Below are 24,582 nucleotides of genomic sequence, written 5' to 3'. Positions count from 1 at the left end.
TGATCCGGCTTGGCAAATTCATCAGGCTCGGCGAATACAGGCGGACGCGCAACCAGCACTGGCATGCACCCACCGGTATCGGTCGAGTCCCGAACGTCCATCATGAAATGGTTAATCCCGAAATACAGCCTTTGGTAGGAAAAAAATGCAATTTTCGTGACGATGCGTTTTCATCCGTGATCGATCTTTCCTTTAGCCGGCGTCCGGCTGGCGAATGTCGATGTCGCTGAGATAGGTAACCACGGTGAAATGGGAGGTTGCCGCCGTCAGCGCGCCGATCACCAGCACCATGACAGCGACCCCGAGATAACCCGCCGAGCCGATGGCGAAATTGCCGAACAGGGCGGTCGCCTGGTCGGCCTGCGGCGTTGCCATGTTGCGTGACGACCACCAGGAGAAGACGATGAAGACGAGGATCGCCGCGGCGCCGCCTGCCGCGGCGCCCTTCATGCCGGTGACCAGAAAATGCCGGCGGAATTCGCGCGCGATGAAGCGCGCCTCGGCGCCGACAAAATGCAGCACCTCGATGATGTGACCATTGCCGGCCATGGCGCCGCGCGTTGCGAACACCACGGTCAGCACCGTCGCAGACAGCATCAGCGCCAGCACTGCGATACCGATTGTTACCGTGGTGCGGGCCATGGCAACCAGCCGGTCGACCCAGGTGCGATGATCGTCGAGCGAGGCACTCGGCAGCTTCGGCGTGATCGCCGCGCGCAGTGCGGCGAAATCGGGCGGGTTGTTCTCATCGATGGTGATGATGATCAGGCGCGGCACCGGCAGCTCATCGATGTTCAGGCCCGAGCCCAGCCAAGGCTCGAGCAGCCGGACCGTTGCTTCGCGATCGACGATCCTGGCGCTTTTCACGCCAGGGAATTCGCCGGCGATCTGCGAGGCCAACGCAAGTGCGGCCTCCATGTCGAGGCCGTCGACCGGCTTGATCTGGATGGTCGCTTCGCGCGAGATCTGGTTCTCCCAGACGGAGGCGGTGTCACGCACCAGCGTGACTGCGCCAAACGTCAGGCAGGACAGAAACGTCATGATGGCGATGACCAGCACCAGCGCCCGGCCGGCGATGTTCTGCGCCGGCACGATCGGCGCCATTTTGCGCTGGACGCGGGGCTTTGCCGCCGCGGCGTCCTGACCCTCGAAATGTTCGACGGAGAGCTCAGTCATAGATGTCCAGCCTTCCGCCGGCCAGGATCATTCGCCGTGCGTCGACCTGTTCCATCAGGCCGAGGTCGTGTGTGGCGATCACCACGGCGGTGCCTAGCCGGTTGAGCTCGATGAACAACCGCAGCAAGCGTCGCGCCAGCGGCGGGTCGACATTGCCGGTCGGCTCGTCGGCGAGCAGGATCTCGGGCTGCTCGATCAACGCCCGGGCGATGGCGGCGCGCTGCTTCTCGCCGCCAGACAGCACCGGCGGCAGCACATGCATGCGCTCGCCGAGGCCAACCCATTTCAGCAGCTCGGTGACGTCGGTGCGGTAGGTCGCCTCCTCGCGGCCGCGCACGCGCAGCGGCAAGGCCACGTTCTCGTAGGTGGTCATATGGTCGAGCAGGCGAAAATCCTGGAATACCACGCCGATGCGTCGTCTCAGATGCGGCAATTCGGTTCGCGAGATGCGCGAGCGGTCCTTGCCGAAAATGGTGATCAGGCCGCGCGTCGGCTTCAGCGACATGAACAAAAGCCGCAGCAACGTCGTCTTGCCAGCGCCTGAAGGTCCGCTCAGGAACTGAAAGGAGCGCTCCGGAATGTGCAAGGAGATGTCGCGGAGAATCTCCGGACCCATGCCATAGCGGAGGCCAACATTTTCGAAGCGGATCACTTTCGACGACCTGAAATTCTCGGCGGCAAGATGCCAGCCCTTTCTGTGGAAAGACCATCGGCCGGCATGGTTAACCGACGGTTAATTTGGGGGCTCTTCGAGCGAGTCACAGGGGTTCCGGTGGGGAAGCGTTAACCATTTCCGTTTACCCAAAAGAAACGAACAGCGAACAGGTGCGGTAGTGTTGGGCCATGATGGCTGAGGATCGAACCGCGCGCCCGGTTTCCGGCGAAATCATGACCGATCCGGCCGCCGAGCCGGAACGCATCGTGCGCGACGTGACCGCCGACGTCATCGATGCCGATTATGAGGTGCTGCCCCGCCATTTTATACATCCAGACTTTGCGCCGCCGCCTGCGCGCATGATTTCCACGCCTTCGATCGAAGGCATGGACATGTTGCGCAAGCCCGAAACCGCCGTCGACCGGCCGTTGTGGGTGCATGGTGGGCCGATCTTCTGGATTGTCGGCGTCGGTGCCGCCTTTGCCGCCTTCTGGATATCGGGCGGCCATGCGCTGGTTCGTTAGAGCGGCGCCAGAAAATCAACGGTCACCAGATAAGCGATTCGCGACGCGCTGGGATATCCGACCGTTCGCGGGCGCCCTGCGAAAGATTGGCCTTGCCAGATGGAACGACAGGCCTAGAAACGGGTTGAAGACCGTTTCGGTCGGCTTCGCCTGCAAAGGCGATCATTTCTGGAAAGGCAGCCAATGCCAGTTGTGCGCGGCAAGGACATCGAAGTCCTGTTTTCGGCGTCCGCCATCGCGCGGCGGAACCTGGAACTTGCCAAGGAGATCGCCGGGCACGACTATCACGACCTTCTGGTAATCTCGGTGCTGAAGGGATCGTTCATCTTCGCCGCCGATCTTATCCGTGCCATGCACGATGTCGGCCTGTCGCCGGAGGTCGAGTTCATCTTCATCTCCAGCTATGGCGCCGGCACGACCAGCGGTGAGGTGAGAGTGCTGCGCGACATCGACAACGAGGTCGCCGGTCGCGACGTGCTTCTCATCGACGACATTCTGGAATCCGGCAAGACGCTGAGTTTCACCCGCGACCTCATGCTGTCGCGCGGCGCGCGGAGCTGTGCCATCGCCGTGCTGCTCGACAAGCGCATGCGCCGCCAGACCACGCTCAACGCCGACTATGTCGGCTTCGACTGCCCCGATTATTTCGTCGTCGGCTATGGCATGGACGTCGCCCACGCGTTTCGCGAATTGCCCTTCGTCGGCATCGTCAAGGGCGACGCCTAGTTGGGTTGTCGCCGCTCGCGGTTCAGGAAACATCAACTTTTCCCCGCCAAATATCCTGCCCATGGCAAAGCTCCTGATCGTCGAGGACGATGAATCCGTCCGCACTCTCGCCGCCCGTGCGCTCGAACGCGCCGGGCATAACGTCACTGTTGCTGCCGACGGCGCGCACGGTCTTTCTCTGATCCGTGCGGCGCAAGGGAGCTACGACGTTGTGCTGTCCGATATCCGCATGCCGGAAATGGACGGCATCGAGATGGCCAAGGCGGCAGCGGCGCTGTTCCCGGTGATGAAGATCATGCTGATGACCGGCTATGCCGACCAGCGCGAGCGCGCAGAGGAATTGGACGGCATTATTCTCGACGTCGTGCAAAAGCCGTTCACGCTGGCTGAAATCCGCGCCCGCGTCGAACAGGCGCTCGCCTGCTTCGCCTAAATTAAAGCCCAAGGCCGGCCGCCTTCAGGCAGGGTCGCAGGTCGCCGCAATGGCTGGCGCGCCGCTCCGGCGCCGGCTGGCATTGAGGGCAAACAGGCCGGCGCCGATGATGAGGGCTGCGCCGGTCGCCGTCGCCGGCCGCGGCACTTCGGCAAAGAACAGAAAACCCCATAGCGGGGACCAGATGATACCGGTGTATTCGAAGGTGGCGACGCTGTTGGCGGGCGCCAGCCGATAGGCCTGCGACAACAGGATCATTCCGGCCGAGGCAACGAAGCCGCATGCCCCCATCTTGAGGAGATCCAGCGTCGTCGGCCAGACCCATGGCCGGACGAGGAATTCGAGGCTCGGATGCACAGCATGGTCAATGCCTGCCAGCCAAAACAATGCCGCCACCAAGGCGGCGCCGACCAGATAGGCGCCGTTCTGATAGAACGCCATGACAGTCGAGGATTCGGTGTCGCCGATCTTGCGTGCCATCAGCTGCGAGAAACCGTAGAGCAGAGCCGAGCCTAGCGACAGCAGCGCTGCCCAGTCGAACAAGCCGGCGCCCGGGCGCACCATCACCAGCACGCCGAGCATGCCGACCAGGACGGTGGCGAGCGCCTGCCAGGACACGCGTTCGCCGAGATAGGGGCCGGCCAACGCCATGATGAACAGCGGCGCCATGAAATAGAGCGCCACCGCGTCAGCCAGCGGCAGGGCGGCGATTGCCAGATAGTAGGCCGTATAGGAGGTGAACTGGATGAAGGCGCGCATCGTCAGCATGCCGAACCGCTTCGACAGGATCGCCTGCAATCCGACATCGGCGTGGACAAGGAAAACCAGGATCGGCAGGGCGACGATCGAGCGGATCGCCATCACCTCGGTGACCGGATAGTGGCTCGACACCGCCTTGACCAGCGGGTCCTGCAGCGAAAAGACCAGCACGCCGAGACAGAGGCTGAGGATGCCGAGCACAAGCCGATTCTGCATAGGCGCTCCTGTCTCCCGCGTGCGCGGCCGAAAGCAGGCCTGCATCCGGGTAAAAAGAACCCGCCACCGTTTCGGGCAGCGGGTACGAGTGAGGACTTTTGATTGGTCCGCAGCCGATTTCGCGGCCGCATATCCAATGGGTAAGGCGACTATCGTCCGCCGTTTGACATGTTGCAAACGAATTGGAATGATGCCAGCAATCAGATTTCCTTATGGTGGGCACATGCGACCCAATCTCGACAGCGACCTGTTGCGCACCTTCGTGGCGGTCGCCGACACCGGCAATTTCACCAAGGCGGCGGAGCGGGCCGGCCGCACCCAGTCGGCGGTCTCGATGCAGATGAAGAAGCTCGAAGGCATGGTCGGCGACAGTCTGTTCGAGCGCGGCTCGCGCGGTGTGGCGCTGACGCGGCGCGGCGGCGAGCTCGTCGCCAACGCCAGGCGCATCGTTTCACTGCTCGACGAGACGGCGGCATCGATGGTCGCGGCGCCGCTTGGCGGGCCGGTGCGCATCGGTATCCCGGAGGAATATGGCCACGCGATCCTGTCGCGCGCGCTCGGCGCCTTTGCCAAGCGCCATCCTCAGGTCGACATCACCGTCCGCTACGCGCATTCCGGTGCGCAGATCGCGGCGCTCGCCGCCGGCGATCTCGATTTGGCGGTGGTGTTCGAATGGCAGGATCTGTCGGGCGGTGAAGTGCTGATGCGTGACCCGACCGTATGGGTGACGTCGGAGCTGCATCACATGCATGAGGAGCGGCCGGTGCCGATCGCGCTCTACAACCGTGCCGGCTGGTGCAAGGATTTCGCGATAAAGTCGCTGGAACAGCGCGATCTCGCCTATCGTGTCGCCTACACCAGCGATACCAATGGCGGCCTGCGGCTCGCCGTCACCTCCGGGCTGGCGATTGCGCCGATCTCGCGCAGCAACATCCCGGCCGGCTGCCGCGAGCTTACGGCCGCCGACGGGTTCGGCGACATCGATTCCTCGAACGTGGTGCTGCGGCGCAATCCGAACGCTTCCGGCGAGGCCATCGACGGCATGGAAGAGGCGATCCGCGAGGCGTTCACCAACCGTTAAAACGTGCCGCTCATCACGGACCGCACGCGGCGATCTTCCGAATATAGGCAGCCTTACTTCAGCTCCAGCAACCGCTCCAGATAGCTGCGCTCGATATCGGGGCTGAGCGCATTACCGAGCCGCTTGCGGATCGCTTCGAGGATCTGGCGGGCACGCTGCACGTCGATCTCGTCAGGCACCCTTACCGAACTTCCGTCGTCGGGACCCTCGCTGGTGCGGGGCCGCCCGAGCGGGTCACGGTCGGCATTCTGCTGGCGTCCGCCTTGCCCGTTGCCACCCTGGTCGCCTTGCATCGCCTGCAATTGCTTCATCATGTCCTTGGCGCCCCTGCGCAAGGCTTCCAATGCGCGGCCCTGGTGACCGACGGCCTGGTCACCTTCGCCCTCGCCGAGCGCCTGTTCGGCATTGCCCATGGATTTGCCGGCCTCGCCAAACCCCTCATTGGGGTCGAGGCCCATGCCTTCGAGGCTCTTCCTCAATTGATCGAGCTCGCTCTGCAGCTTGCCCTGGCCTTCCTGCAATTGCTTCAGCGCATCAGCAAATTCCTGCGGCGTCATCGGCTTCGGCCGGCCGAGCGGATCGCGGTCGTCACCCGGGCCGGGTTTGCCCTCTTCGCCCATCGGGCCTGGCTCACCGTTCTCGCCGAGCTGCTCGTCGCGGTTCTGCCCGCGCTGTTGCTGGCCGCGCTGCATCTGGTCCATACGGAAAGTGTCGTTCATCATCTCCTGCTGGCGCCGCATGATCTCGCCCAGCTTGTCCATTTGCTGGCGCATCTCGCTGTCTTGCTGGCCGCCTTGCTGCTGACGGCCTGCCTGCAGATTGTTCATCATGTCCTGCAACTCGGACAGCAATTGCTGCGCCTGGTCGCGATTGCCGGATTTCGCCAGGTTCTCGATCTGGTCCATCTTGCGGTCGATGTCGCTCTGGCGCAGTTCCTGGCCGTTCTGCTGCATCTGTGGCGCATTCGGATTCTGCTGCGCCCGCGCCGCGAATTCCTGCAGGAACTGGTTCATCGCCTCGCGCAGTTCCTTCATCGCCTTCTCGATCTCTTGGTCGCTGGCGCCGTTCTTGATCGCGTCCTGCAGCGCCTGCTGCGCCTGGCGCAGCCGCTTCTCGGCCGCCGAAAGATTGCCTTCCTCGATGCCAAGCGCGATCTCCCAGAGGTAAGCGACCTCGTCGCGCAGCTGGTCGTCGCTGTCTGCCATCTTCAATCGGGTGCGGGCGCTCATGATGGCCAGGTAGTGCGCCATGTTGTCGAACGTGTCTTCGGGCCTGAGCGTGATCGCATCCATCAGGTCGAGCACGCGGTCCTTGGCATAAGCGTCGAGCGCCAGCAGGCGGCGCTGCTCGACCACAGCCCGCGCCAACGGGTTGGAGAATGGCCGCTCCGGCATCACCAGCGTCTTGGTTTCGCTGGTCGCCGTGTGTCCGGCACCGTCGGTGGCGACAAGCGACAGCTTGACATTGCCACCGGCCCAGACATGGTCGGTCAGGTCCTTCGTCGTCTTGGCAGCATTGGCCTTGCCGCCGCGGCGCGGCAATGTCAGCGGCATTTCCGGCGGGCCATAGAGCGGATGCACGTTGGGCACTTGCGGATCGGCCAGTGCGAAAACTGCCTTTGCGGAGGCCGCGCCATAGTCGTCGTCGATCTGGTAGTTGAGTTCGAAGGCGCCGTTGACGGCGCGTTTCGGCTCGCCGACAAAGCGGATCTGCGGCGGCTTGTCGGGAATTATGGCGAAGGCCCAGCGGCCGAGCTCGCCGTCGCCGGACTGCAGCGTCAGCGTGCCGTCGGCCGTCAACTTGCCGCTGAACTGGCGCACGGTGGAAGGCGTTGCCGGACTTGCATCAGTCTTGGCGGCTTGCGGCCCGGTCGGATCGATGGCGCGGGTGTTGCCGCCGGTGTCGGCGTAGCTCAGCGTTTCCTCGCCCGAACCGCCGGTGACGCGCAGCGACACATCGCTGCCTTCCGGAACGGTGAAGGTCGGCGCCGCTTGATTGGCGTTGTCGGCAAGGACCGGGGCGTTGAGGAATACCGGCGGCCTGCCGGTATAGGCCGGCGGCGTCACCCAGGCATCAATGCGCGGCGGCACGACGTCGCGGGCGGCACGGGCAACAAAACCGTCGCTCAGCCTGCCGCCCGATGGTCCGAAGGAGAAGGCAAAGGCAGTGACCAACAAAAGCGCCGCGACGGCGCGCAGCGCCCACGGGTCGCGTTCCGGCACGCGTGTGCGCGGCACGTCGCCGCCAAGCTCACCCAGCCGGTCCGCCATGCGCCGCTGATGCTCGCGCCACAGGGCTTGCGAAAAAATGCTTTCCTTGCCGCTCGGGCGATCGGTCTGGACCTGCACCGGGCTGTGCAGCAATCGGTTGGCCGCCTCGATGCGGCGGTCGACCTCGGCACTGGATGGCGTGCGGAAGAAACGCAGCGGGTAGAGTGCGGCAAGCGCTGCGACGCCGAATGCCGTGATGAGACCGATCCGCGCCAGATCGGGCAAAAATGGGAACAGGCCGAGCCACGAGATGCTGAGGAACAGGCTGGCGACGACGATCAGTGGCAGCAGCAATGGCCAGCCGCGTTCGACGATTATCGAGACCTGCGTCCCCAGCCGGCTCAAGGCAAGGCGCCTGGCCAGACTGCGATCGCTGGTGAAAATGGGTCGTTGTGTCATCGGCCCTTCCTGGCCGGGCGGGATAGCCCAGGCCTCACGAGTCTATCGCATGGGCCCGAAAAGTCGATTTTCGGGAAGCACGATGCGAAGACCTAAAATCTTAGCGCGTACTTCGTGCGTCCAAGCGGATGCACATCGTCCTAAGGATACCAACAAACACGGCGAAGGCGAGGCGGTTCCCCAAAACGTGAACAATAATGCCCCGGATATTGTCAGAATTTCGCCGGATTGGCGTTTGCGCCGCAGACCAGTACGGCAACGCGCTCGCCTGCAGCCGGTGCGTAGCGGCCGGACAGTAGCGCCGCGAAGGCGGCCGCACCACCCGGCTCGGAGATGATTCGCACTCGGTCCCAGAGCGCGGCCTGGGCGGCGATAATGTCGTCGTCGCCGACCAGGATCGAGCGCTCGACGAATGCCTCGGCGATAGGAAACATCATTTCGCCGACACGCTTCGGCGCGAGCGAATCGGCGGCGATGCCCTCCGCCGGCGCGTCGACGGGCCGGCCCGCCTCGAAGGCGCGATGAAGCGTCGGCGCACCCTCCGGCTCGACAGCGATGATCCTGATGCGGCCGGCAAACCAGGCGGCGATGCCGCCGATCAGGCCGCCGCCGCCGACGGCGACCAGCAGGGTGTCGAGCTCCGGCAGGTCGGCCTCGATTTCGAGGCCGAGCGTGCCTTGCCCGATCAGCGTCTCCTCCTGGTTGAAGGCGTGGATCTGCAGCGCGCCGGATTTTTCGGCGAAGCTCTCGCTGGCGGCCAGCGCCTCGGCATAACGGGCGCCGCCGACGATCAGCTCGGCGCCGTAGCCGCGGATGCGGTCCAGCTTGGCCTGCGGGCTCACTTCGGGAACAAAGATGGTCGCCTTGTGGCCGAGCCGCATGGCGGCATAGGCGACGGCGGCACCGTGATTGCCGCCCGACGCGGCGACGACGCCGGCCGCAGGAACCGGCCGTTCGAGGAGATTGGTGAACGCACCACGCGCCTTGAACGAGCCGGAATGCTGCAAGCACTCAAGCTTCAGGTCGACAGGTAGAGGCGGGCGGCCGAAATCGGCCATGTCGACGCGCAGCACCGGCGTGTGGCGCACGTAGGGCCGGATGCGCGGCTCCATTGCAGCGATGCGCTCGCGTGTGATCGTGTGGCCGTGCAGCATGCTTTCACTCCCCAGAGCTGACATTCAGAGTTGACATTACTTAGTAACTTGGCAAAGTACCTAAATGCAAGAGGTCGACGTCTTCAAAGCGATTGCCAACGAGCGCAGGCTGCAGATCCTCGATTGGCTCAAGGACCCGCGCGCGCATTTTCCGCCGCAGACGGACGGCGATCTGGTCGAGGACGGCGTCTGCGCGCTGCTGATCGCGGAAAAGCTGGGGATCACCCAGGCAACGCTCAGCGAGCATATGCGCGTGCTCACCCAGGCAGGGCTTTTGCGCAGCAAGCGCATCAAGCAGTGGATATTCTATCGCCGAAACGAGGACAGAATCGCCGAGACCAGGGCGCTCATTCAGCACCGGCTGTAGCTGCAGAGTTCTACTTCAACCAGTCCGGCACCGAATCCAGTCCGATCAGCTCGTCATAGGTCTGGCGCGGGCGCACAACGTGGAAGCGGTCGCCGTCGACCAGCACTTCCGGTACCAGCAGCCTGGTATTGTAGGTGCCGGCCTGGACGGCGCCATAGGCGCCGGCGGTGGAGACCGCGATCAGGTCGCCGGATTTCAGCCGGGGCAGGTCACGGTCGAGCCCGAGATAGTCGCCGGTCTCGCAGACCGGGCCAACGACGTCGACCTTCATGCGTGGTGCTGCGGCCGGCTGCTGCGCCACCGGCCTGATGTCGTGGAAAGCGTCGTAAAGCGTCGGCCGGATCAGATCGTTCATCGCGGCGTCGACGACGAGGAAGTTCTTGGCGTCGCCCTCCTTCACGAAGATCACCTGCGAGACCAGGATGCCGGCATTGCCGACGATCAGCCGGCCCGGCTCGAACATCACTTTCAGCCCGAGCTCGGCGACATGCTTCCTGACGATCCGGGCATAGGCATCGGGCAAAGGCGGCGGGTTGTTGTCGACGCGGTAGGGAATGCCAAGGCCGCCGCCGACATCGATGTGCTCGATGGCATGACCGTCGGAGCGCAAGGCGCCGACCAGCTCCACCAGCAGCGCAAAGGCGTCGTCGAAGGGCTGCAATTCGGTGATCTGACTGCCGATATGGGTGTCTATGCCGGTTACCTTGATGCCCGGCAGCTCAGCCGCGCGGGCATAGACCTTCCGCGCCTGTTGCCAGGGAATGCCGAACTTGTTCTCGGCCTTCCCAGTCGAAATCTTCTTGTGCGTCCTGGCGTCGACATCCGGATTGATGCGCAGCGAGATCGGCGCGATCTTGCCCAGCGCGGTGGCGCGAGCCGACAGCAGCTCCAGCTCCGGTTCGGATTCGACGTTGAAACAGAGAATGCCGGCCGAGAGCGCAAAATCCATTTCGCGCGCGGTCTTGCCGACGCCCGAAAACAGGATCTTGCTTGCCGGGATGCCGGCCGCCAAAGCGCGGCGCAATTCGCCCTCCGAGACCACGTCGGCGCCGGCGCCGAGCCTTGCCAGCACCGTCAGCACGGCCTGGTTGGAATTCGCCTTCATGGCATAGCAGACGAGAGCGTCGAGCCCGGCAAAGGCCTCTGTGAAGACGCGAAAATGCCTGGTCAGCGTCGCCGTCGAATAACAATAGAACGGCGTGCCGACGCTGGCGGCGATGTCTGATATCGCCACGTCCTCGGCATGCAGCGCGCCGTCGCGGTAGTCGAAATGGTTCACGAGATTTGGTCCGAAAAATCAGAGCAGCGGGTCGAGGATGAATTTCTTGTCCTCGACAGGTTTTTCCGGCTCCGGCGGCAAAGGTTGCTTGGCCTTCTCGGCGTCCTTGCGGGCCTGCACGGCTGCCGCGTAGGGCGTATCGAGCGCAGCCTTCCTGCCGCAAGCCGCAACGGTGGCCATTGCTGCCAGCAGCGTCAGCGTCACCAAAATCCTGCTTCCGGTCATCGTGCCATCCGTCCGAAACTGTTGCCCGCAGCCGCTTCTAGCCGAGTTTTGCGGCCATTGCACCCCGCGTCTTACGCCTTGGCGAGCCGCTTTTTCCAGTAGCGGATCTGCTTGCGCACCTCGGACGGCGCGGTGCCGCCGAAGCTCGTGCGGCTCATTACAGAATTCTGCACGGCGAGAACCGAAAATACGTCGGCGCTGATACCGGGGTGAATGGACTGCAGGTCCTCCAGCGAAAGCCTGTCGAGCCCGATCTTCCTGTCCTCGGCCAGCGCCACCGCCCGGCCAGTGATATGGTGCGCCTCGCGGAACGGCAGGCCGAGCGTGCGCACCAGCCAGTCGGCGAGGTCGGTCGCAGTCGAATAGCCGGCGCCGGCCGCCTTCTTCATCGCCGCGGTGTTCACTGTCATGTCGCGCACCATGCCGGTCATCGCCGCCAGCATCAGGTCGAGCGTCTCTGCCGCGTCGAAGACGGATTCCTTGTCTTCCTGCATGTCCTTGCCATAGGTCAGCGGCATGCCCTTCATCACCGTCAGCAGACCGACCAGATGGCCGGTGACGCGGCCGGTCTTGCCGCGAACCAGTTCGGCAGCGTCGGGGTTCTTCTTCTGCGGCATGATCGAGGAACCTGTCGAGAAACTATCCGACAGCCTGACGAAGCCGAATTGCGGCGTCGACCAGATGATGATCTCTTCGGCCAGCCGCGACAGATGCGTCGCGGAGATCGCCGCCAGGCCGAGGAACTCGAGCGCGAAATCGCGGTCCGAAACGCTGTCGAGCGAATTGCGCATCGGCTCGCGGAAGCCAAGCGCCTTCGCCGTCTGGTGCCGGTCGATGGGAAAGCTGGTGCCGGCAAGGGCGGCAGCGCCGAGTGGGCTTTCATCCATCCGCTCGATCGCGTCGCGTACGCGAGACAGGTCGCGCGCAAACATCTCGACATAGGCCATGCAGTGATGGCCGAAGGTCACCGGCTGCGCTGCCTGCATGTGGGTGAAGCCCGGCATGACCGTTGCCGCATGCTCCTCGGCCCGATCCAGGAACGCCGTGATCAGGCCCTTCAGCGCCTCGGCGACGCGAAAGCACTCGTCCTTGACCCACAGCCTGAGGTCGACCGCCACCTGGTCGTTGCGCGAGCGGGCGGTATGCAGGCGGCCGGCGGCGGGGCCGATCAGATCGGCCAGACGAGCCTCGACATTCATGTGGATGTCCTCCAGCCTGGTCGAGAACTCGAATGTGCCGGCCTCGATCTCTGCCAGGATCGTGTTCAGCCCGTGAGCGATTTTTTCTTGATCGGCCGCCGAAATAATACCCGTTTGCGCCAGCATCTGGCTATGGGCGATCGAGCCGCGAATATCCTGCGCATAGAGCTTGCGGTCGAACGAGATCGACGCGTTGATCGCTTCCATGATCGCGGCCGGACCCGAGGCAAAACGTCCGCCCCACATCTGGTTGCTGGCCTTCTTGTCGTTCATCGCTATAACCCGTGCTCCGGAGCAGTTTTTGAAAAATGGCAGACGGTAATAGATTTTTCCCGGCTTTGCGTCTCATCCTCGCCGCTTTGGTTGCGGGCGCGCTGGCCGGCGCGGTCGCGGTATATGTCAGGGAAAGCAGTTCTGGCAACAAGGCGCCCGCGCAAGTGGCCGCCGGCGGCGCCAAGGACGACGTCGCCTGCGCCGGCAAGACCGACCGTGCCAAGAAGATCGCCGCCGCTGCTACCGGCCAGGTTGCCGCGCTTTTGCCGGCGGATCCGCCGCAATCGCTGAAAAGCCTTGCCTTCAACGGCCCCGACGGCAAGCCGACGACGATCGCCGATCATGCCGGCAAGACGGTGCTGCTCAATCTGTGGGCGACATGGTGCGCACCTTGCCGCGCCGAAATGCCGGCGCTCGATGCGCTGCAGAAGGAGATGGGCAGCGATGCGTTTCAGGTTGTTGCCGTCAACGTCGATGCCGGCGACGATGCCAAACCGAAGAAGTTCCTAGAGGACACCGGCGTCAAGTCGCTCGGCTATTATCGCGATGCCACCATGGCGCTGTTCAACGACGTCAAGACGCGCGGCCTGGCGCTGGGTCTGCCGGTCACCATGCTGATCGATGGGCAAGGCTGCCTGATCGCCCATATGAACGGCCCGGCCGAATGGTCGGGGCCGGATGCCAAGCGTCTGGTCGAGGCGGCGCTTCAGCCAGGATAGGCTCAGACCGTGCGCAGGCGCGGCTTGAGCACGGCAATGCTTGCGCCGCGTCGGCTGGCGGTGCGGATTGCCGGAGCGGCCACGCCCGTCAGTTCGCCGAATGTCTCGATCGGAGCCGGTTTGCCGAGGTAATAGCCTTGCCCGATCTCGCAAGCCTCGGCGTCCAGGAACTGCAATTCACCCGGCGTCTCGATGCCCTCCGCAAGGACCGGTAGGCCGAGACCGCGTCCAAGCCCCAGCACGGCGCGAACGATCGCCGCGAACTGGCCGTTCTTGTCGACCGATCTGATGAACGACCCGTCGATCTTGATCTTGTCGAAGGGAAAGGCGCTAAGGTTGGACAGCGAAGAATAGCCGGTGCCAAAATCGTCCATCGCCACATGCACGCCAAGCGCCTTGACCTGCCTCAAGGTTGCCAGCGCGCGCGGCATGTCCTTCACCAGGGCCGTTTCGGTGATCTCCAGTTCGAGTCTGCCGGGGGCCAGGCCGGATCTCGACAATGCGTCGTGCACCTTGCGGCTGAAGTTCGGATTGTGAAGTTGCACGGCGGAGACGTTGACGGCGACCATTAGCGGGTTTGTCCAGCGAGCAGCATCGTTACAGGCCGTCGTCAGCACCCAGTCGCCGATCTGGGCGATCGCGCCACTGTCCTCTGCCACGGGGATGAAAACGGCCGGAGAAATGTCACCCCGCTCCGGATGCTGCCAACGGACCAGGGCTTCGAAGCCGATCATCCTGCCACTGCGGATTTCCTTCTGCGGCTGGTAGACGAGGTGGAACTCCTTGCGGGCGATCGCCTGGCGCAATTCATGCTCCATCACGCGCTTGTCGCGGGCCGCGGTGCCCATGGCTATCTCGAAAAACCGGTAAGTGTCCCTGCCTTCGGTTTTGGCGCGATGGAGTGCCGTGTCGGCGTGGCTGATCAGGCCGGCTTGGTCTTCGGCATCCAGCGGAAAGAAGGCGATGCCGATGCTGGCCGAGACGAGGCCGGAGCCGACCGAAACCCTGTTTTCCTCCCGGATCGCCGCCAGCAAGTCCTCGGCTATCCGACCTGCGGCCAGGGGGTCGGGGAGGTTCGGCGCTATGATGGCAAATTCGTCGCCGCCGAGACGCGCGAGCAACTGCCCTTGGCGCGGGATGCCGGCAATGCAGTGCGCCAGCTTCTGCAGCATGGCGTCGCCGGCGCCGTGGCCGTAGAGGTCGTTGACCTGCTTGAACCGGTCGAGGTCGAGCAGCAGGAGCGCCAGATATCCATCCTTGCCGCCACGATCCATCGATGCGAATTCTGCTTCCAGCCGGGAAGAGAAGCTCCGCCGATTCGCAAGCCCGGTAAGTGGATCGAAATGCGCGAGGCGGAGGATCTCTTCTTCCGCCTTCTTGCGCTCACGGATGTCGCGGACGGCAAGCACCGTATGAGGCCTGCCGCAGTAAGTGATCTTCCTGGCGATCAGCTCGACAGGAATTCTCGCGCCGTCGCTGCCCCTTAATTTCGCTTCCTGCGCCTGTTCGCCGAAGCCGGATATATCGGCTGCGCTCCGTCCGTCGAAAAGCTCGCCGAGTTGCATCGTGTTGAGGGTGGCTGTCGCTGTTCCGGTCAGCTTAGCCATACTGTCATTGGCGCTGACGATGCGGGTGCCATCGCAAACGATCAGACCTTCCACCGCCGCATTGGCGAGATCGTGCATGCGATCGGCCTCGAGCTTCTGGCGGCGAAAGCGCAGGTCGATCCACAGGGCGGTGCCCGACAGCACAAGGATTATCAGGCTGGCGACCGCTGCGGCAAAGGCCTGGGAAACGGGATCGATTGAATGTGCCGATATTTCAATCGAGGAATCCGGAATGATCGACACCGCGGCCATCGCGATGAAATGCAAGCTGCAGATCGCCAGCGTCAAAAGCGCGGCGCCGCCAAGTGTGGCGAGCGCTGACGGGCGGCGCAAGACTACAAGAAGGGCCAGTGCCGCAAGGGTCACGCCGGCCAGAAGCGATATCGCGACAAGGAGCAGGTTCCATACGACCCGGCCTTCGACCTCGAAAGCGGCCATGCCGATGTAGTGCATCGTCGCGATGGCGCCGCCCAGGATGGCGCCACCGACGAGGAAATGGTCGATGCCGCGGCGCAAAGTGGCGACCCACATCCCAAGCGCGGTCAGGATGACGGCGGCGGCAAGCGAAAAGGCGGATAATGCCGGGTTGTATGCGTTCGGTATTCCCGGCGTAAACGCGGTCATGGCGATGAAATGCGTCGCCCATATGCCGAACCCGGTCGAGGCAGCGGCAATCATCAGCCAGACAAGCCGGTTTCGCTCGGTCGATCGGCCGACATGCTTAAGGAGATTAACCGCTGAGAAGCAAGAAATTCCACAGACGAGTGCGGCAAGCGCAACCAGTCTCGGATCGTGCTGACTTACAATACAATTATAGACCGTCAGCATCCTGGTTCACTCGGTCTGCCAAAACTAACAGGGGAGGTGTGACTGATTAGCTCTTGGAGATTTTAACGAATGGTTAACCCGCGGGCCATGAGGCGGGTCTTTTCGGGGGAAAACCGACGCTGCTGCGCCGAAAAGGCGGTGATGTAGTTTCTGACGCCGCGTTTCGGGGACTGCAGTTTAGTAGGAAATGATGTTCATTGATCCGCAACAAAACCGTTGTCCGATTGTCATCAGCGCCACATATTGGCTTTGCGGAAGTGCCCCTTTCGCCAATGACAAACGGGAGATGAAACATGAAGTTCCTCGGCTTCGCGGCCGGTATCGCCGCCACCTTGACCCTGCTTTCCACCACCTCCGCCTTCGCCGTCACGCAGATCAGCTGGTGGCACGCAATGACCGGCGCCAACGCCGAGGTCGTCGACAAGATCTCCAAGGATTTCAATGCCAGCCAGAGCGACTATGAGCTCGTTCCGGTGTTCAAGGGCACCTATCCGGAGACGCTGAATGCGGGCATCGCTGCCTTCCGCGCCGGCCAAGCGCCCGATATCCTCCAGGTGTTTGATGTCGGCACCGGCGTGATGATGGCGGCCGAGGGTGCGATCAAGCCGGTGGCCGATGTGATGACCGGTGCTGGGATGACCTTCGACAAGAGCCAGTATCTGCCCGGCATCGTCGGCTATTATTCGAAGCCGGACGGCACCATGCTGTCGTTCCCCTACAACTCCTCCTCGCCGATCCTTTACTACAACAAGGACATCTTCCAGAAGGCAGGCCTCGACGTGAACAATCCGCCCAAGACCTGGAACGAGGTTTGGGAGGCTGCCAAGAAGATCAAGACGAGCGGCGCCGCCTCTTGCGGCTATACCTCGACCTGGCTGACCTGGATCCACCTGGAGAATTTCGCGGCGTGGAATGACGTGCCTTGGGCCAGCCAACAGAATGGCCTGGCCGGCGGTGACGTCGAACTCAAGATCAATGCGCCGATTTTCGTCAACCACTTCCAGGCGCTCGCTGACCTGGCCAAGGACGGCACATTCAAATATGGCGGACGCACCTCCGAAGCCAAGCAGATATTCCTCGCCGGCGATTGCGGCATCTTCACCGAATCTTCGGGCGGCCTCGGCGATATCGTCAAGTCCGGCATGAACTATGGCATCGGCCAGCTTCCCTACGACAGCGACGCCAAGGGTGCCCCGCAGAACACGACGCCGGGCGGTGCCAGCCTCTGGGTGTTCGGCAACAAGTCGGACGAGGAATACAAGGGCGTTGCCGCCTTCTTTGCCTATCTGTCCAAGACCGACGTGCAGGAATATCTGCACCAGAAGTCGGGATACCTGCCTGTGACGCTCGCCGCATACGAGGCGACCAAGAAATCAGGCTTCTATGACAAGAACCCCGGCCGCGAGACACCTATCCTGCAGATGATCGGAAAGTCGCCGACCGACAATTCGAAGGGCGTGCGCCTGCCGAATCTGCCGCAGGTGCGCGATATCCAGAACGAGGAGCTGGAGAAGATGCTGGCCGGCCAGCAAACCGCTCAGCAGGCGCTCGACAATGCGGTCGCGCGCGGCAACGCCGCGATCAAGGAAGCCCTGGACAACTAACGAGATCATCCCGGTTAAAGCGCGTCGCGTTTGAATGGCCACATGCGACGCGCTTTAAGCTCTTGTTCTTATGCATGTCGTTATCCCAAAACCGCTGCGCACTTTTGGGCGACATGCATTAGTCGGTTGGAATATCGCCCACGCGCGCGCGCGTGGGCGATGCCTGGATAGCGAGGGAAATCAGCCTGTCTGCACGCATCGCCTTTCCCAACAAGATCCTGCCCTACCTGCTGGTGGCACCACAACTCGCCATCACCCTGGTTTTCTTCTACTGGCCGGCCGGTCAGGCGCTTTACCAGTCGATGCTCAGGCAAGACCCGTTCGGGCTGAAGAGCAGGTTCGTCTGGTTTGCCAATTTCCGGAAGGTGCTGGCCGATCCGGCCTACCTCAACTCGATCAAGGTCACGGTGGTGTTCTCGCTTGCGACCGCGATCGTTGCCATGGTTGTGGCTCTGCTGCTCGCTGTCATGGCCGAGAAGGCCGTGCGCGGCAAAGGTCTCTACCGCACACTGTTGATATGGCCTTACGCCGTGGCGCCGGCGATTGCCGGCATGCTTTGGCTTTTCCTGTTCAATCCCTCGATCGGCTCGTTGGCCTATTTGCTGAGAAGCCTCGGCATCGCATGGGACCCGCTGCTCAACGGCACCCACGCCATGATCCTGCTGGTGTCGGCTGCTGCCTGGAAGCAGATCAGCTACAACTTCCTGTTCTTCGTCGCCGGCCTGCAGGCGGTGCCGAAAACGCTGATCGAGGCGGCGGCCATGGACGGCGCGGGCGAGACCAAGCGCTTCTGGACCATCGTCTTCCCGCTGCTTGCGCCGACAACCTTTTTCCTGCTGGTCGTCAACACCGTTTATGCCCTGTTCGATACGTTCGGCATCGTTCATGCCGTCACCGGCGGCGGGCCGGGCAAGACGACCGAGACGCTGGTCTACAAGGTCTACAATGACGGCTTCGTCAATCTGATCCTGGGCGACTCGGCGGCGCAGTCGGTCATCCTGATGGCCATCGTCATCGCGCTCACAGCTATCCAGTTCCGCTATGTGGAACGCAAAGTCCATTACGGCTGAGGGCAGCGATGATCGGCCAGTCCTCGCTCCGCACCTTCATCGCCCATGCCGTGCTCATCCTCGGCATATTGATCGTGGCTTTTCCGATCTACTACACCTTCGTGGCCTCGACGCACACGCTGCAAACGATCCTCAGGCCGCCGCTGCCGCTGTTGCCCGGCGGCCAGCTATTGAACAATTACAGCGAGGCGTTGTTCGGCGGCATTGGTCGTATCGGCGGGGTCAGCGTCGGCAGGCTGCTCCTCAACACCACGATCATGGCGCTCGGCGTCGCGGTCGGAAAGATCTTCATCTCGATCCTGTCGGCCTACGCGATCGTGTTCTTCCGCTTTCCGCTGCGCATGACCTTCTTCTGGCTGATCTTCATCACCTTGATGCTTCCAGTCGAGGTGCGCATCCTGCCGACCTACAAGGTGATGGTCGACCTCGGCATGATCGACACCTATGCCGGCCTGATCATCCCGCTGATCGCCTCGGCCACCGCAACGCTGCTGTTTCGCCAGTTCTTCATGACCATACCGGGCGAGTTGGTCGAGGCGGCGCGTGTCGACGGTGCCGGGCCATGGCGCTTCTTCTTTGATATCCTCCTGCCGCTGTCGCGGACTAACATCGCGGCGCTGTTCGTGATCCTCTTCATCTATGGCTGGACGCAGTACCTTTGGCCGCTTCTCGTCACCAACAGCAACGACATGAACACCATCGTCATCGCGCTGAGAAAGATGGTTTCCTTCGCCGATGCCGACACCCAATGGCACCTGGTCATGGTTACCGCGATGCTTGCCATCGTACCGCCGATCCTGGTTGTCGTGCTGATGCAACGCTGGTTCGTGCGCGGTCTGGTCGAATCCGAAAAGTGAGAAGCCGATGGCGACCGTGGATCTGAAGGATGTCAAGAAGATCTATCCCAGCGGCGTCGAGGCCGTGAAGGGCGTTTCCATCGCCATTCCCGACAAGGAGCTTTGCGTGCTGGTCGGCCCCTCCGGCTGCGGCAAGTCCACGCTGCTGAGGATGATCGCCGGGCTGGAGACGATTTCTGCCGGTACAGTCGCCATCGACGGCAAGGTGGTCAACGCCATTGGCCCGACCGAGCGCGACATCGCCATGGTGTTCCAGAACTATGCGCTCTACCCGCATATGAAGGTCTATGACAACATGGCCTATGGCCTGCGCAACCGCGGCACGCCGAAGGACGAGATCGACAGCAGGGTACGCTCGACTGCCAAGGTGCTGGAGCTTTCCGCGCTGCTCGACCGGCGCCCGCGCGAGCTTTCCGGCGGTCAGCGCCAGCGCGTCGCCATGGGTCGCGCCATCGTGCGCAACCCGAAGGTCTTCCTGTTCGACGAACCACTGTCCAACCTCGATGCGAAATTGCGCGGGCAGATGCGCATTGAGATCAAGAATCTGCAGCGCTCGCTTGGCGTAACCTCGGTTTATGTCACGCACGACCAGCTTGAGGCGATGACGCTGGCCGACATCCTCGTCGTCATGAACGCCGGACTGGTCGAGCAGACCGGCGCGCCGCTTGATGTGTACGAGAAGCCGGCCTCGACCTTCGTCGCTTCGTTCATAGGCGCACCGCCGATGAATCTGCTGGCGCTCACAGGGGCCTTCCCAAGCTTGGTATTGGCGGACGGTACTGTGATTGGCTTGGCGCCTCGACAGGGCAAGGCGGTGACACTCGGCTTTCGTCCGGAGGACGCCGATATCACCTTCGCGGCAGAGGCGCCGGCCGGCGCGCTCGCCCTGCCGGCGACAGTGGAAGCGGTCGAACCGGTCGGTGCCGAAAGCTTTCTCCATTGCGTGGCAGCCGGCAGCCGCATCGTGGTGCGCGTCTCAGGCCGCGCCAGCGCCAAGCCAGGCGACCAATTGCGCGTCGTGGCCAGGTCCGAAAAGCTGCATTGGTTCGATCAGGCCGGCAAACGGGTCGATTGAGACTGGTCTTTCATCCTGCCGAGTGGTGCTATGCGTGCCCAAAATCGTTCAGGCAAACACATGCGCCTTGCCCGACACGGTCAGCCGCACGATCTCGCCGATCGCCGGCGCGTCCATGCCCGGCTTGCGCAGGATCAACGGCGTGTTGCCGATGGCGGCGGCGTCGGGCGGATCGGGGCTGTTCAACAGACGCACCGCGATGCTGCACATCGAGCCGGCGAACTCCGATTCCGTCACTTCGCCGAACAGCATGTCCGGCGTGCCGGACATGCCTTCACGCGATGTGCGTTTCAGCAACACCTGCTCCGGCCGCAGCATGATGCGGGCGACGTCGCGCCGCTCCGAGCTGTCGACGGCGATGCGGCCGAGCGGCGAGATGGCGAAGCCATCGGCGATCCTTGCCGGCAGGACGATGGCGTCGCCGAGGAATTCGGCAACCATCCTGTCCTTCGGTTTAAAATAGAGCTCGCGCGGCGTGCCGACCTGCGAGAAGTTGCCGTCGCGCATTACCGCGACCTGGCTGGCGAATGACAGCGCCTCGGCCTGGTCGTGGGTGACCAGAATGGTGGTGATGCCGGCTGTTTCGAGGAGCTCGGCCACGGCCTTGCGCATCGAGGCGCGCAGGCCGGTGTCGAGCGCCGAGAATGGCTCGTCGAGCAGCATCAGCCGCGGCTTCATCGCCATGGCGCGGGCGAGCGCGACGCGCTGCTGCTGGCCGCCGGAGAGTTCGTGCGGGCGGCGCTTCAGGATCCCTTTGTCCAGCCCGACGACATAGGCGAGCTCGGCGATGCGCTCACTGCGCTTTTCCTCGTGACGCCCCATGCCGAAGCCGATATTGGCGGCGATGCTCAGATGCGGGAATAGAGCGCCGTCCTGCGCTACCAGCCCGATGCCGCGGCGATGCGCCGGCACGGCCGTGTCGCCATCGGCCAGCACCTCGCCATCGAGCACGATACGGCCCTGGTCCGGCGCCTCGAAGCCGGCGATCAGCCGCAGCAACGTGGTCTTGCCGCAACCGGACGGCCCGACGATCGCCGTACGGCTGCCGCTGGCCACGCTGAGGTCGACGCCGGCAAGTGCTGCGACGGGGCCGTAGTGCTTGTGAATGCCGCTCAGCTCGAGAAAGCTCATCGACCGGCCATCCGCTTCGACTGGACGTAGAGCAGCCAGGTCAAAGGCAGCGACGTCGCCACCATGATCAGGGCATAAGGCGCCGCAGACGCATAGTCGATCTCGCCGCTATAGGACCAGAACGCCATCGCCAGCGTGCGGGTGCCGTTGGGCGCCAGCATCTGGGTTGCGGTCAATTCGTTCATGATGCCCAGCGCGACCAACGCCATGCCGGCTGCGGCGCCCGGCGCCGACAGGCGGATGGTCGTCGACCACAGCGCCTTGAGCGGCGACCGGCCGAGGCTGGAGGCGGCGCGCTCGAGCTCGACCGGCGCCTGTGCGATCGACGCCCTGAGGCTAATCAGCGCGCGCGGCAGGAACATCAGCGCATAGGCGACCAGGATGGTGAACAAGGTCTGGTAGAGCGGCATGGCGATGCGCACGGCGGTGGTGACCAGCGCCAGGGCGATGACGACGCCGGGCAAAGCGCCGACGATATAGTTGCAGCCCTCCAGGACGCGTTGCAGCCGCCCCGGTGCGCGGATCGAGATCCACGCCATCGGCATTGCCGCGACGGTGGCGAGCAGCGCGCCGGCAATCGCCAGGAACAGGGTCTGGCCGAGCGCCAGGCCGATCTCGTCGAGCCGCCAGACATCGGCGCCGCCGGCCACAAGCCAACGGCCGATAGTGACGAACGGCACGCCGAGCGCCAGCAGCGTGGTAGCGGCGGGCAGCAGCAGGCAAGGAATGGTGGCGCGCCCAAGACCCGTGCGCTGCTGCTGGCGCGCAGCACCCGAACCGACGCGGGCATAGCGCTCCTCGCCGCGCACCAGCACCTCCAGCCCGAGTAGCACAAAGCAGCAGGTCACCAGCACGCCGGCCAGCATGTTGGCGGCGGGACCGTTGAAGGTCGACTGAAACTGGTCGACGATCGCGGTGGTGAAGGTGTCGAAGCGGATGAAGACATAGAGCCCGTATTCGGCCAGGAGATGCAGGCCGACCAGCAGGGAGCCGCCGCAAATGGCGAGCCGGAGCTGCGGCAGCACGACACGCCTGAACACACGCCACGGGCCGAGCCCAAGCGCTGCCGCTGCATCCTCGAGAGCGGGATCGAGCCGGCGCAATGCCGCCGCCACCGGCAGATAGAGGAACGGGAAATAGGCGATGACCGACACAAGCACGCCGGCCCACAGGCCGTGCAGTCTGGGCACCATGGTGATCCAGGCGTAACTGTGGACGAAGGCGGGAATGGCGAGCGGCGCCACCGACAGCCAGGCCCATAAGCGGGCACCCGGCAGATCGCTGCGCTCGGTCAGCCAGGCCAGCGCCACCGACAGCACGATCGAGATCGGCACCGCCAGCACCACCAGCAGGCTGGTGTTGACCAGAAGCTCGCCGACGCGCGGCCTGAACACGAGCGCCGCCACCGTTTCCCAGCCGGTCTGCACGGCCACCCAGACGATGAAGGCAAGCGGCAGCAGCGCGAACAGCGAGACAAAGACGGCGGCCAGCGAAATCCATGAGACCGACCAACGACGTGCCCGCACGGCCGTGGTATCGGCCGGCAAGCCTGAAGGTGCGAGATCGATCGCCGACTGCATCAGATCAGACGTTGTGCCGTTTCCGCCCGGAGGCGGAAACGATCGTCGGCCAATGCGGCGAGCAGCTTGCGGTCATGGACAGATGCCATCTTGAAAGCAGAGCGCTCCCGCGGAAAGCGAATTCCCACAGGAGCGCAGTCGGTTGCCCTTTTAGGACGAACGCCGGCTAAAGCAAGCCGGCCGCCGTCATCAGGTCAGTCACCTTTTTCGAGTTCAGTGCCGTCGCGTCGACTTTCGGCGCCTGCAAATCGGCCAGCGGCACCAGCTTCGGATTGGACTCGGCGCCCTTGCCGACGGCGTATTCGAACGAATCGCCTGTTTTCAGCACGTCCTGGCCGCCCTTGCCGGTGACCCATTTCAGGAAAGCCTGCGCTTCCTTCGGGTGCTTGCTCGAGGCGAGCACGCCACCGCCGGAAACTGAGACGAAAGCGCCGGGGTCCTGGTGCTTGAAATAGTGCAACTCGATGTTCTTGCTGTTCTCGCCGGTCTTGGCCTGATCACCGTAGTAATAATAGTGATAGATCACGCCGCCTTCGACCTCGCCGGCATTGACCGCTTTCATCACTGTGCTGTTGCCCTTATAGGCGGTAAAATTCTCCTTCATCGCCTTCAGCCATTCGGCCGTCGCTGCCTCACCCTTGAGCTGCAGAAGCGCGCTGACGATCGCCTGGAAATCGGCGCCGGAGGGCGAAGCGGCCCAACGGCCCTTCCAGCTCGGATCGGCGAGATCGAGCAGCGATTTGGGCAGCTGGTCGGCGGTCAGCTTGGTCTTGTTGTAGGCAAAGACGGTGCTGCGCGCGGCGACGCCGACCCATTTGCCGCTCGCCGGCTGGTACTCCTGCGGAACCTGGGCCAGCGTCTCGGTGTCGACCGGTGCGAACAGGCCGGCCGCCTCGACTAATGCCATGGCCGGCGAATTCTCAGTCAGGAATACATCGGCGGGCGAAGCGGCGCCTTCCGCAACGATCTGATTGGAGAAATCGCTGTCGCCGCCATTGCGGACGGTAACCTTGATGCCGGTTTCCTTGGTGAATCCCTCCGCCCAGGCCTTGGTCAGGTTTTCGTGCTGGGCGTTGTAGACGACGATGCCCTCGTCCTCTGCTATTGCCGGGCCGGCGATCAGGCTGATTGCAAGTGCTGTCGCACCGGCAAGGGCGGAAAGAGCATACTTCATGGCGTCGTCCTCGATTTCGATGGTCTTTGGCTTGGCACGCTGCACCTATCAATACATGACTAACGCAGTCAACATTGCTGGCCCACTCAATTGCTCAAAAGGAGCAAACTTTCGTGATGCTCAGCTAATTTGCCTTGGACATTATTTCGCCGGCCCCGTAACAAATCAGCGCCGAGACGCGAATATCGGGGAGTGAACTCT

22 protein-coding genes are annotated in these 24,582 nt (G+C 63.3%); 10 read left to right on the top strand and 12 right to left on the bottom strand.

Going from position 1 to position 24,582, the window contains the following annotated elements; genetic code table 11:
• Positions 1-192: 192 nt before the first annotated feature.
• Positions 193-1,176: a cell division protein FtsX gene (locus tag AC0L2X_RS15715; protein WP_473555172.1), complete on the bottom strand. Its 984-nt coding sequence runs from the start codon at positions 1,174-1,176 to the stop codon at positions 193-195.
• Positions 1,169-1,828 carry a cell division ATP-binding protein FtsE gene (gene ftsE / locus AC0L2X_RS15710; protein ID WP_023677923.1) on the bottom strand — a complete coding sequence of 220 codons (660 nt, stop codon included), beginning with the start codon at positions 1,826-1,828 and terminating at the stop codon, positions 1,169-1,171. Before ftsE ends, AC0L2X_RS15715 begins: the two co-directional genes overlap by 8 nt.
• 236 nt (positions 1,829-2,064) lie before the next feature.
• On the opposite strand from ftsE, the gene AC0L2X_RS15705 reads away from it, so the two are divergent.
• The 3 genes from AC0L2X_RS15705 (at position 2,065) to AC0L2X_RS15695 (ending at position 3,514) form a co-directional block, all read left to right on the top strand.
• Positions 2,065-2,355: a hypothetical protein gene (locus AC0L2X_RS15705; RefSeq protein ID WP_352489419.1), complete on the top strand. Its 291-nt coding sequence runs from the start codon at positions 2,065-2,067 to the stop codon at positions 2,353-2,355.
• 183 nt (positions 2,356-2,538) lie between these two features.
• Positions 2,539-3,081, top strand: coding sequence for a hypoxanthine phosphoribosyltransferase (gene hpt / locus AC0L2X_RS15700; RefSeq protein ID WP_254816654.1), 543 nt, complete (start codon positions 2,539-2,541; stop codon positions 3,079-3,081).
• Between the two features lie 61 nt (positions 3,082-3,142).
• Positions 3,143-3,514 (top strand): response regulator, encoded by a 372-nt coding sequence (locus tag AC0L2X_RS15695; RefSeq protein WP_473555174.1) that lies wholly within the window; start codon positions 3,143-3,145, stop codon positions 3,512-3,514.
• 24 nt (positions 3,515-3,538) lie between these two features.
• Here the strand turns inward: AC0L2X_RS15695 and AC0L2X_RS15690 are convergent, their stop codons facing one another.
• Positions 3,539-4,489, bottom strand: coding sequence for a DMT family transporter (locus AC0L2X_RS15690; RefSeq protein ID WP_473555176.1), 951 nt, complete (start codon positions 4,487-4,489; stop codon positions 3,539-3,541).
• 223 nt (positions 4,490-4,712) lie between these two features.
• Between AC0L2X_RS15690 and AC0L2X_RS15685 the strand changes: the two genes are divergently transcribed.
• Complete coding sequence (locus AC0L2X_RS15685; protein WP_473555178.1) at positions 4,713-5,570, top strand: LysR family transcriptional regulator; 858 nt, start codon at positions 4,713-4,715, stop codon at positions 5,568-5,570.
• A gap of 53 nt (positions 5,571-5,623) precedes the next feature.
• Here the strand turns inward: AC0L2X_RS15685 and AC0L2X_RS15680 are convergent, their stop codons facing one another.
• On the bottom strand, positions 5,624-8,239 hold the full coding sequence (locus AC0L2X_RS15680) for a TIGR02302 family protein (RefSeq protein ID WP_473599973.1): 2,616 nt from the start codon (positions 8,237-8,239) through the stop codon (positions 5,624-5,626).
• Positions 8,240-8,451: 212 nt separating this feature from the next.
• Positions 8,452-9,393, bottom strand: coding sequence for a threonine/serine dehydratase (locus AC0L2X_RS15675; protein ID WP_473599972.1), 942 nt, complete (start codon positions 9,391-9,393; stop codon positions 8,452-8,454).
• A gap of 64 nt (positions 9,394-9,457) precedes the next feature.
• Here AC0L2X_RS15675 and AC0L2X_RS15670 point away from each other — a divergent pair, with 64 nt between their 5' ends.
• Entirely contained in the window at positions 9,458-9,760 is a 303-nt protein-coding gene (locus AC0L2X_RS15670; RefSeq protein WP_023677929.1) for an ArsR/SmtB family transcription factor, read from the top strand.
• 10 nt (positions 9,761-9,770) lie between these two features.
• Here AC0L2X_RS15670 and lysA read toward each other — a convergent pair whose 3' ends face one another.
• The 3 genes from lysA to argH all read right to left on the bottom strand — a co-directional run bounded on the left by lysA (position 9,771) and on the right by argH (position 12,736).
• Complete coding sequence (gene lysA / locus AC0L2X_RS15665) at positions 9,771-11,039, bottom strand: diaminopimelate decarboxylase (protein ID WP_473599971.1); 1,269 nt, start codon at positions 11,037-11,039, stop codon at positions 9,771-9,773.
• Positions 11,040-11,057: 18 nt separating this feature from the next.
• The gene (locus tag AC0L2X_RS15660) at positions 11,058-11,264 is read right to left on the bottom strand and encodes a hypothetical protein (RefSeq protein ID WP_023677931.1); all 207 of its coding nucleotides are present in this window, start codon (positions 11,262-11,264) and stop codon (positions 11,058-11,060) included.
• Between the two features lie 71 nt (positions 11,265-11,335).
• Complete coding sequence (gene argH / locus AC0L2X_RS15655) at positions 11,336-12,736, bottom strand: argininosuccinate lyase (RefSeq protein ID WP_473599970.1); 1,401 nt, start codon at positions 12,734-12,736, stop codon at positions 11,336-11,338.
• Positions 12,737-12,771: 35 nt separating this feature from the next.
• On the opposite strand from argH, the gene tlpA reads away from it, so the two are divergent.
• Positions 12,772-13,455 (top strand): thiol:disulfide interchange protein TlpA, encoded by a 684-nt coding sequence (gene tlpA, locus AC0L2X_RS15650; RefSeq protein WP_473599969.1) that lies wholly within the window; start codon positions 12,772-12,774, stop codon positions 13,453-13,455.
• 2 nt (positions 13,456-13,457) lie between these two features.
• Here the strand turns inward: tlpA and AC0L2X_RS15645 are convergent, their stop codons facing one another.
• A complete protein-coding gene (locus AC0L2X_RS15645; RefSeq protein WP_473599968.1) occupies positions 13,458-15,890 on the bottom strand; it encodes a bifunctional diguanylate cyclase/phosphodiesterase in 2,433 nt (810 codons plus the stop codon).
• 293 nt (positions 15,891-16,183) lie between these two features.
• Between AC0L2X_RS15645 and ugpB the strand changes: the two genes are divergently transcribed.
• The 4 genes from ugpB (at position 16,184) to ugpC (ending at position 20,496) form a co-directional block, all read left to right on the top strand.
• Positions 16,184-17,494 carry a sn-glycerol-3-phosphate ABC transporter substrate-binding protein UgpB gene (gene ugpB, locus AC0L2X_RS15640; RefSeq protein ID WP_473599967.1) on the top strand — a complete coding sequence of 437 codons (1,311 nt, stop codon included), beginning with the start codon at positions 16,184-16,186 and terminating at the stop codon, positions 17,492-17,494.
• Between the two features lie 185 nt (positions 17,495-17,679).
• Positions 17,680-18,564, top strand: coding sequence for a sn-glycerol-3-phosphate ABC transporter permease UgpA (ugpA, locus tag AC0L2X_RS15635; RefSeq protein WP_473600043.1), 885 nt, complete (start codon positions 17,680-17,682; stop codon positions 18,562-18,564).
• An 8-nt stretch (positions 18,565-18,572) separates the two neighbouring features.
• Complete coding sequence (ugpE, locus tag AC0L2X_RS15630) at positions 18,573-19,421, top strand: sn-glycerol-3-phosphate ABC transporter permease UgpE (protein ID WP_473599966.1); 849 nt, start codon at positions 18,573-18,575, stop codon at positions 19,419-19,421.
• A gap of 7 nt (positions 19,422-19,428) precedes the next feature.
• The gene (gene ugpC, locus AC0L2X_RS15625) at positions 19,429-20,496 is read left to right on the top strand and encodes a sn-glycerol-3-phosphate ABC transporter ATP-binding protein UgpC (protein WP_473599965.1); all 1,068 of its coding nucleotides are present in this window, start codon (positions 19,429-19,431) and stop codon (positions 20,494-20,496) included.
• 48 nt (positions 20,497-20,544) lie between these two features.
• On the opposite strand, the gene AC0L2X_RS15620 is transcribed toward ugpC, so the two are convergent.
• The 3 genes from AC0L2X_RS15620 to AC0L2X_RS15610 all read right to left on the bottom strand — a co-directional run bounded on the left by AC0L2X_RS15620 (position 20,545) and on the right by AC0L2X_RS15610 (position 24,381).
• The gene (locus AC0L2X_RS15620; RefSeq protein WP_473599964.1) at positions 20,545-21,627 is read right to left on the bottom strand and encodes an ABC transporter ATP-binding protein; all 1,083 of its coding nucleotides are present in this window, start codon (positions 21,625-21,627) and stop codon (positions 20,545-20,547) included.
• Positions 21,624-23,207 carry an ABC transporter permease gene (locus AC0L2X_RS15615; RefSeq protein ID WP_473599963.1) on the bottom strand — a complete coding sequence of 528 codons (1,584 nt, stop codon included), beginning with the start codon at positions 23,205-23,207 and terminating at the stop codon, positions 21,624-21,626. Before AC0L2X_RS15615 ends, AC0L2X_RS15620 begins: the two co-directional genes overlap by 4 nt.
• Positions 23,208-23,373: 166 nt before the next feature.
• Positions 23,374-24,381, bottom strand: a complete 1,008-nt coding sequence (locus AC0L2X_RS15610) for an iron ABC transporter substrate-binding protein (RefSeq protein ID WP_473599962.1) — start codon at positions 24,379-24,381, stop codon at positions 23,374-23,376.
• Between the last annotated feature and the right edge of the window lie 201 nt (positions 24,382-24,582).

The sequence above is a fragment of the Mesorhizobium sp. WSM4828 genome (assembly GCF_055811175.1).
Note: the sequence above shows the minus strand (reverse complement) of the source record. Positions and strands in the feature narration are given on the sequence as shown.

What these genes read in the sequence shown, in the direction of transcription:
- AC0L2X_RS15610 (WP_473599962.1), bottom strand. Translation starts at nt 24,381, where the DNA reads ATGAAGTATGCTCTTTCCGCCCTTGCCGGTGCGACAGCACTTGCAATC.
- tlpA (WP_473599969.1), top strand. Translation starts at nt 12,772, where the DNA reads ATGGCAGACGGTAATAGATTTTTCCCGGCTTTGCGTCTCATCCTCGCC.
- AC0L2X_RS15645 (WP_473599968.1), bottom strand. Translation starts at nt 15,890, where the DNA reads ATGCTGACGGTCTATAATTGTATTGTAAGTCAGCACGATCCGAGACTG.
- AC0L2X_RS15695 (WP_473555174.1), top strand. Translation starts at nt 3,143, where the DNA reads ATGGCAAAGCTCCTGATCGTCGAGGACGATGAATCCGTCCGCACTCTC.
- AC0L2X_RS15715 (WP_473555172.1), bottom strand. Translation starts at nt 1,176, where the DNA reads ATGACTGAGCTCTCCGTCGAACATTTCGAGGGTCAGGACGCCGCGGCG.
- AC0L2X_RS15660 (WP_023677931.1), bottom strand. Translation starts at nt 11,264, where the DNA reads ATGACCGGAAGCAGGATTTTGGTGACGCTGACGCTGCTGGCAGCAATG.
- AC0L2X_RS15690 (WP_473555176.1), bottom strand. Translation starts at nt 4,489, where the DNA reads ATGCAGAATCGGCTTGTGCTCGGCATCCTCAGCCTCTGTCTCGGCGTG.
- ugpB (WP_473599967.1), top strand. Translation starts at nt 16,184, where the DNA reads ATGAAGTTCCTCGGCTTCGCGGCCGGTATCGCCGCCACCTTGACCCTG.
- argH (WP_473599970.1), bottom strand. Translation starts at nt 12,736, where the DNA reads ATGAACGACAAGAAGGCCAGCAACCAGATGTGGGGCGGACGTTTTGCC.
- AC0L2X_RS15685 (WP_473555178.1), top strand. Translation starts at nt 4,713, where the DNA reads ATGCGACCCAATCTCGACAGCGACCTGTTGCGCACCTTCGTGGCGGTC.
- AC0L2X_RS15680 (WP_473599973.1), bottom strand. Translation starts at nt 8,239, where the DNA reads ATGACACAACGACCCATTTTCACCAGCGATCGCAGTCTGGCCAGGCGC.
- AC0L2X_RS15615 (WP_473599963.1), bottom strand. Translation starts at nt 23,207, where the DNA reads ATGCAGTCGGCGATCGATCTCGCACCTTCAGGCTTGCCGGCCGATACC.
- AC0L2X_RS15620 (WP_473599964.1), bottom strand. Translation starts at nt 21,627, where the DNA reads ATGAGCTTTCTCGAGCTGAGCGGCATTCACAAGCACTACGGCCCCGTC.
- ugpE (WP_473599966.1), top strand. Translation starts at nt 18,573, where the DNA reads ATGATCGGCCAGTCCTCGCTCCGCACCTTCATCGCCCATGCCGTGCTC.
- AC0L2X_RS15675 (WP_473599972.1), bottom strand. Translation starts at nt 9,393, where the DNA reads ATGCTGCACGGCCACACGATCACACGCGAGCGCATCGCTGCAATGGAG.
- ugpC (WP_473599965.1), top strand. Translation starts at nt 19,429, where the DNA reads ATGGCGACCGTGGATCTGAAGGATGTCAAGAAGATCTATCCCAGCGGC.
- AC0L2X_RS15670 (WP_023677929.1), top strand. Translation starts at nt 9,458, where the DNA reads ATGCAAGAGGTCGACGTCTTCAAAGCGATTGCCAACGAGCGCAGGCTG.
- hpt (WP_254816654.1), top strand. Translation starts at nt 2,539, where the DNA reads ATGCCAGTTGTGCGCGGCAAGGACATCGAAGTCCTGTTTTCGGCGTCC.
- AC0L2X_RS15705 (WP_352489419.1), top strand. Translation starts at nt 2,065, where the DNA reads ATGACCGATCCGGCCGCCGAGCCGGAACGCATCGTGCGCGACGTGACC.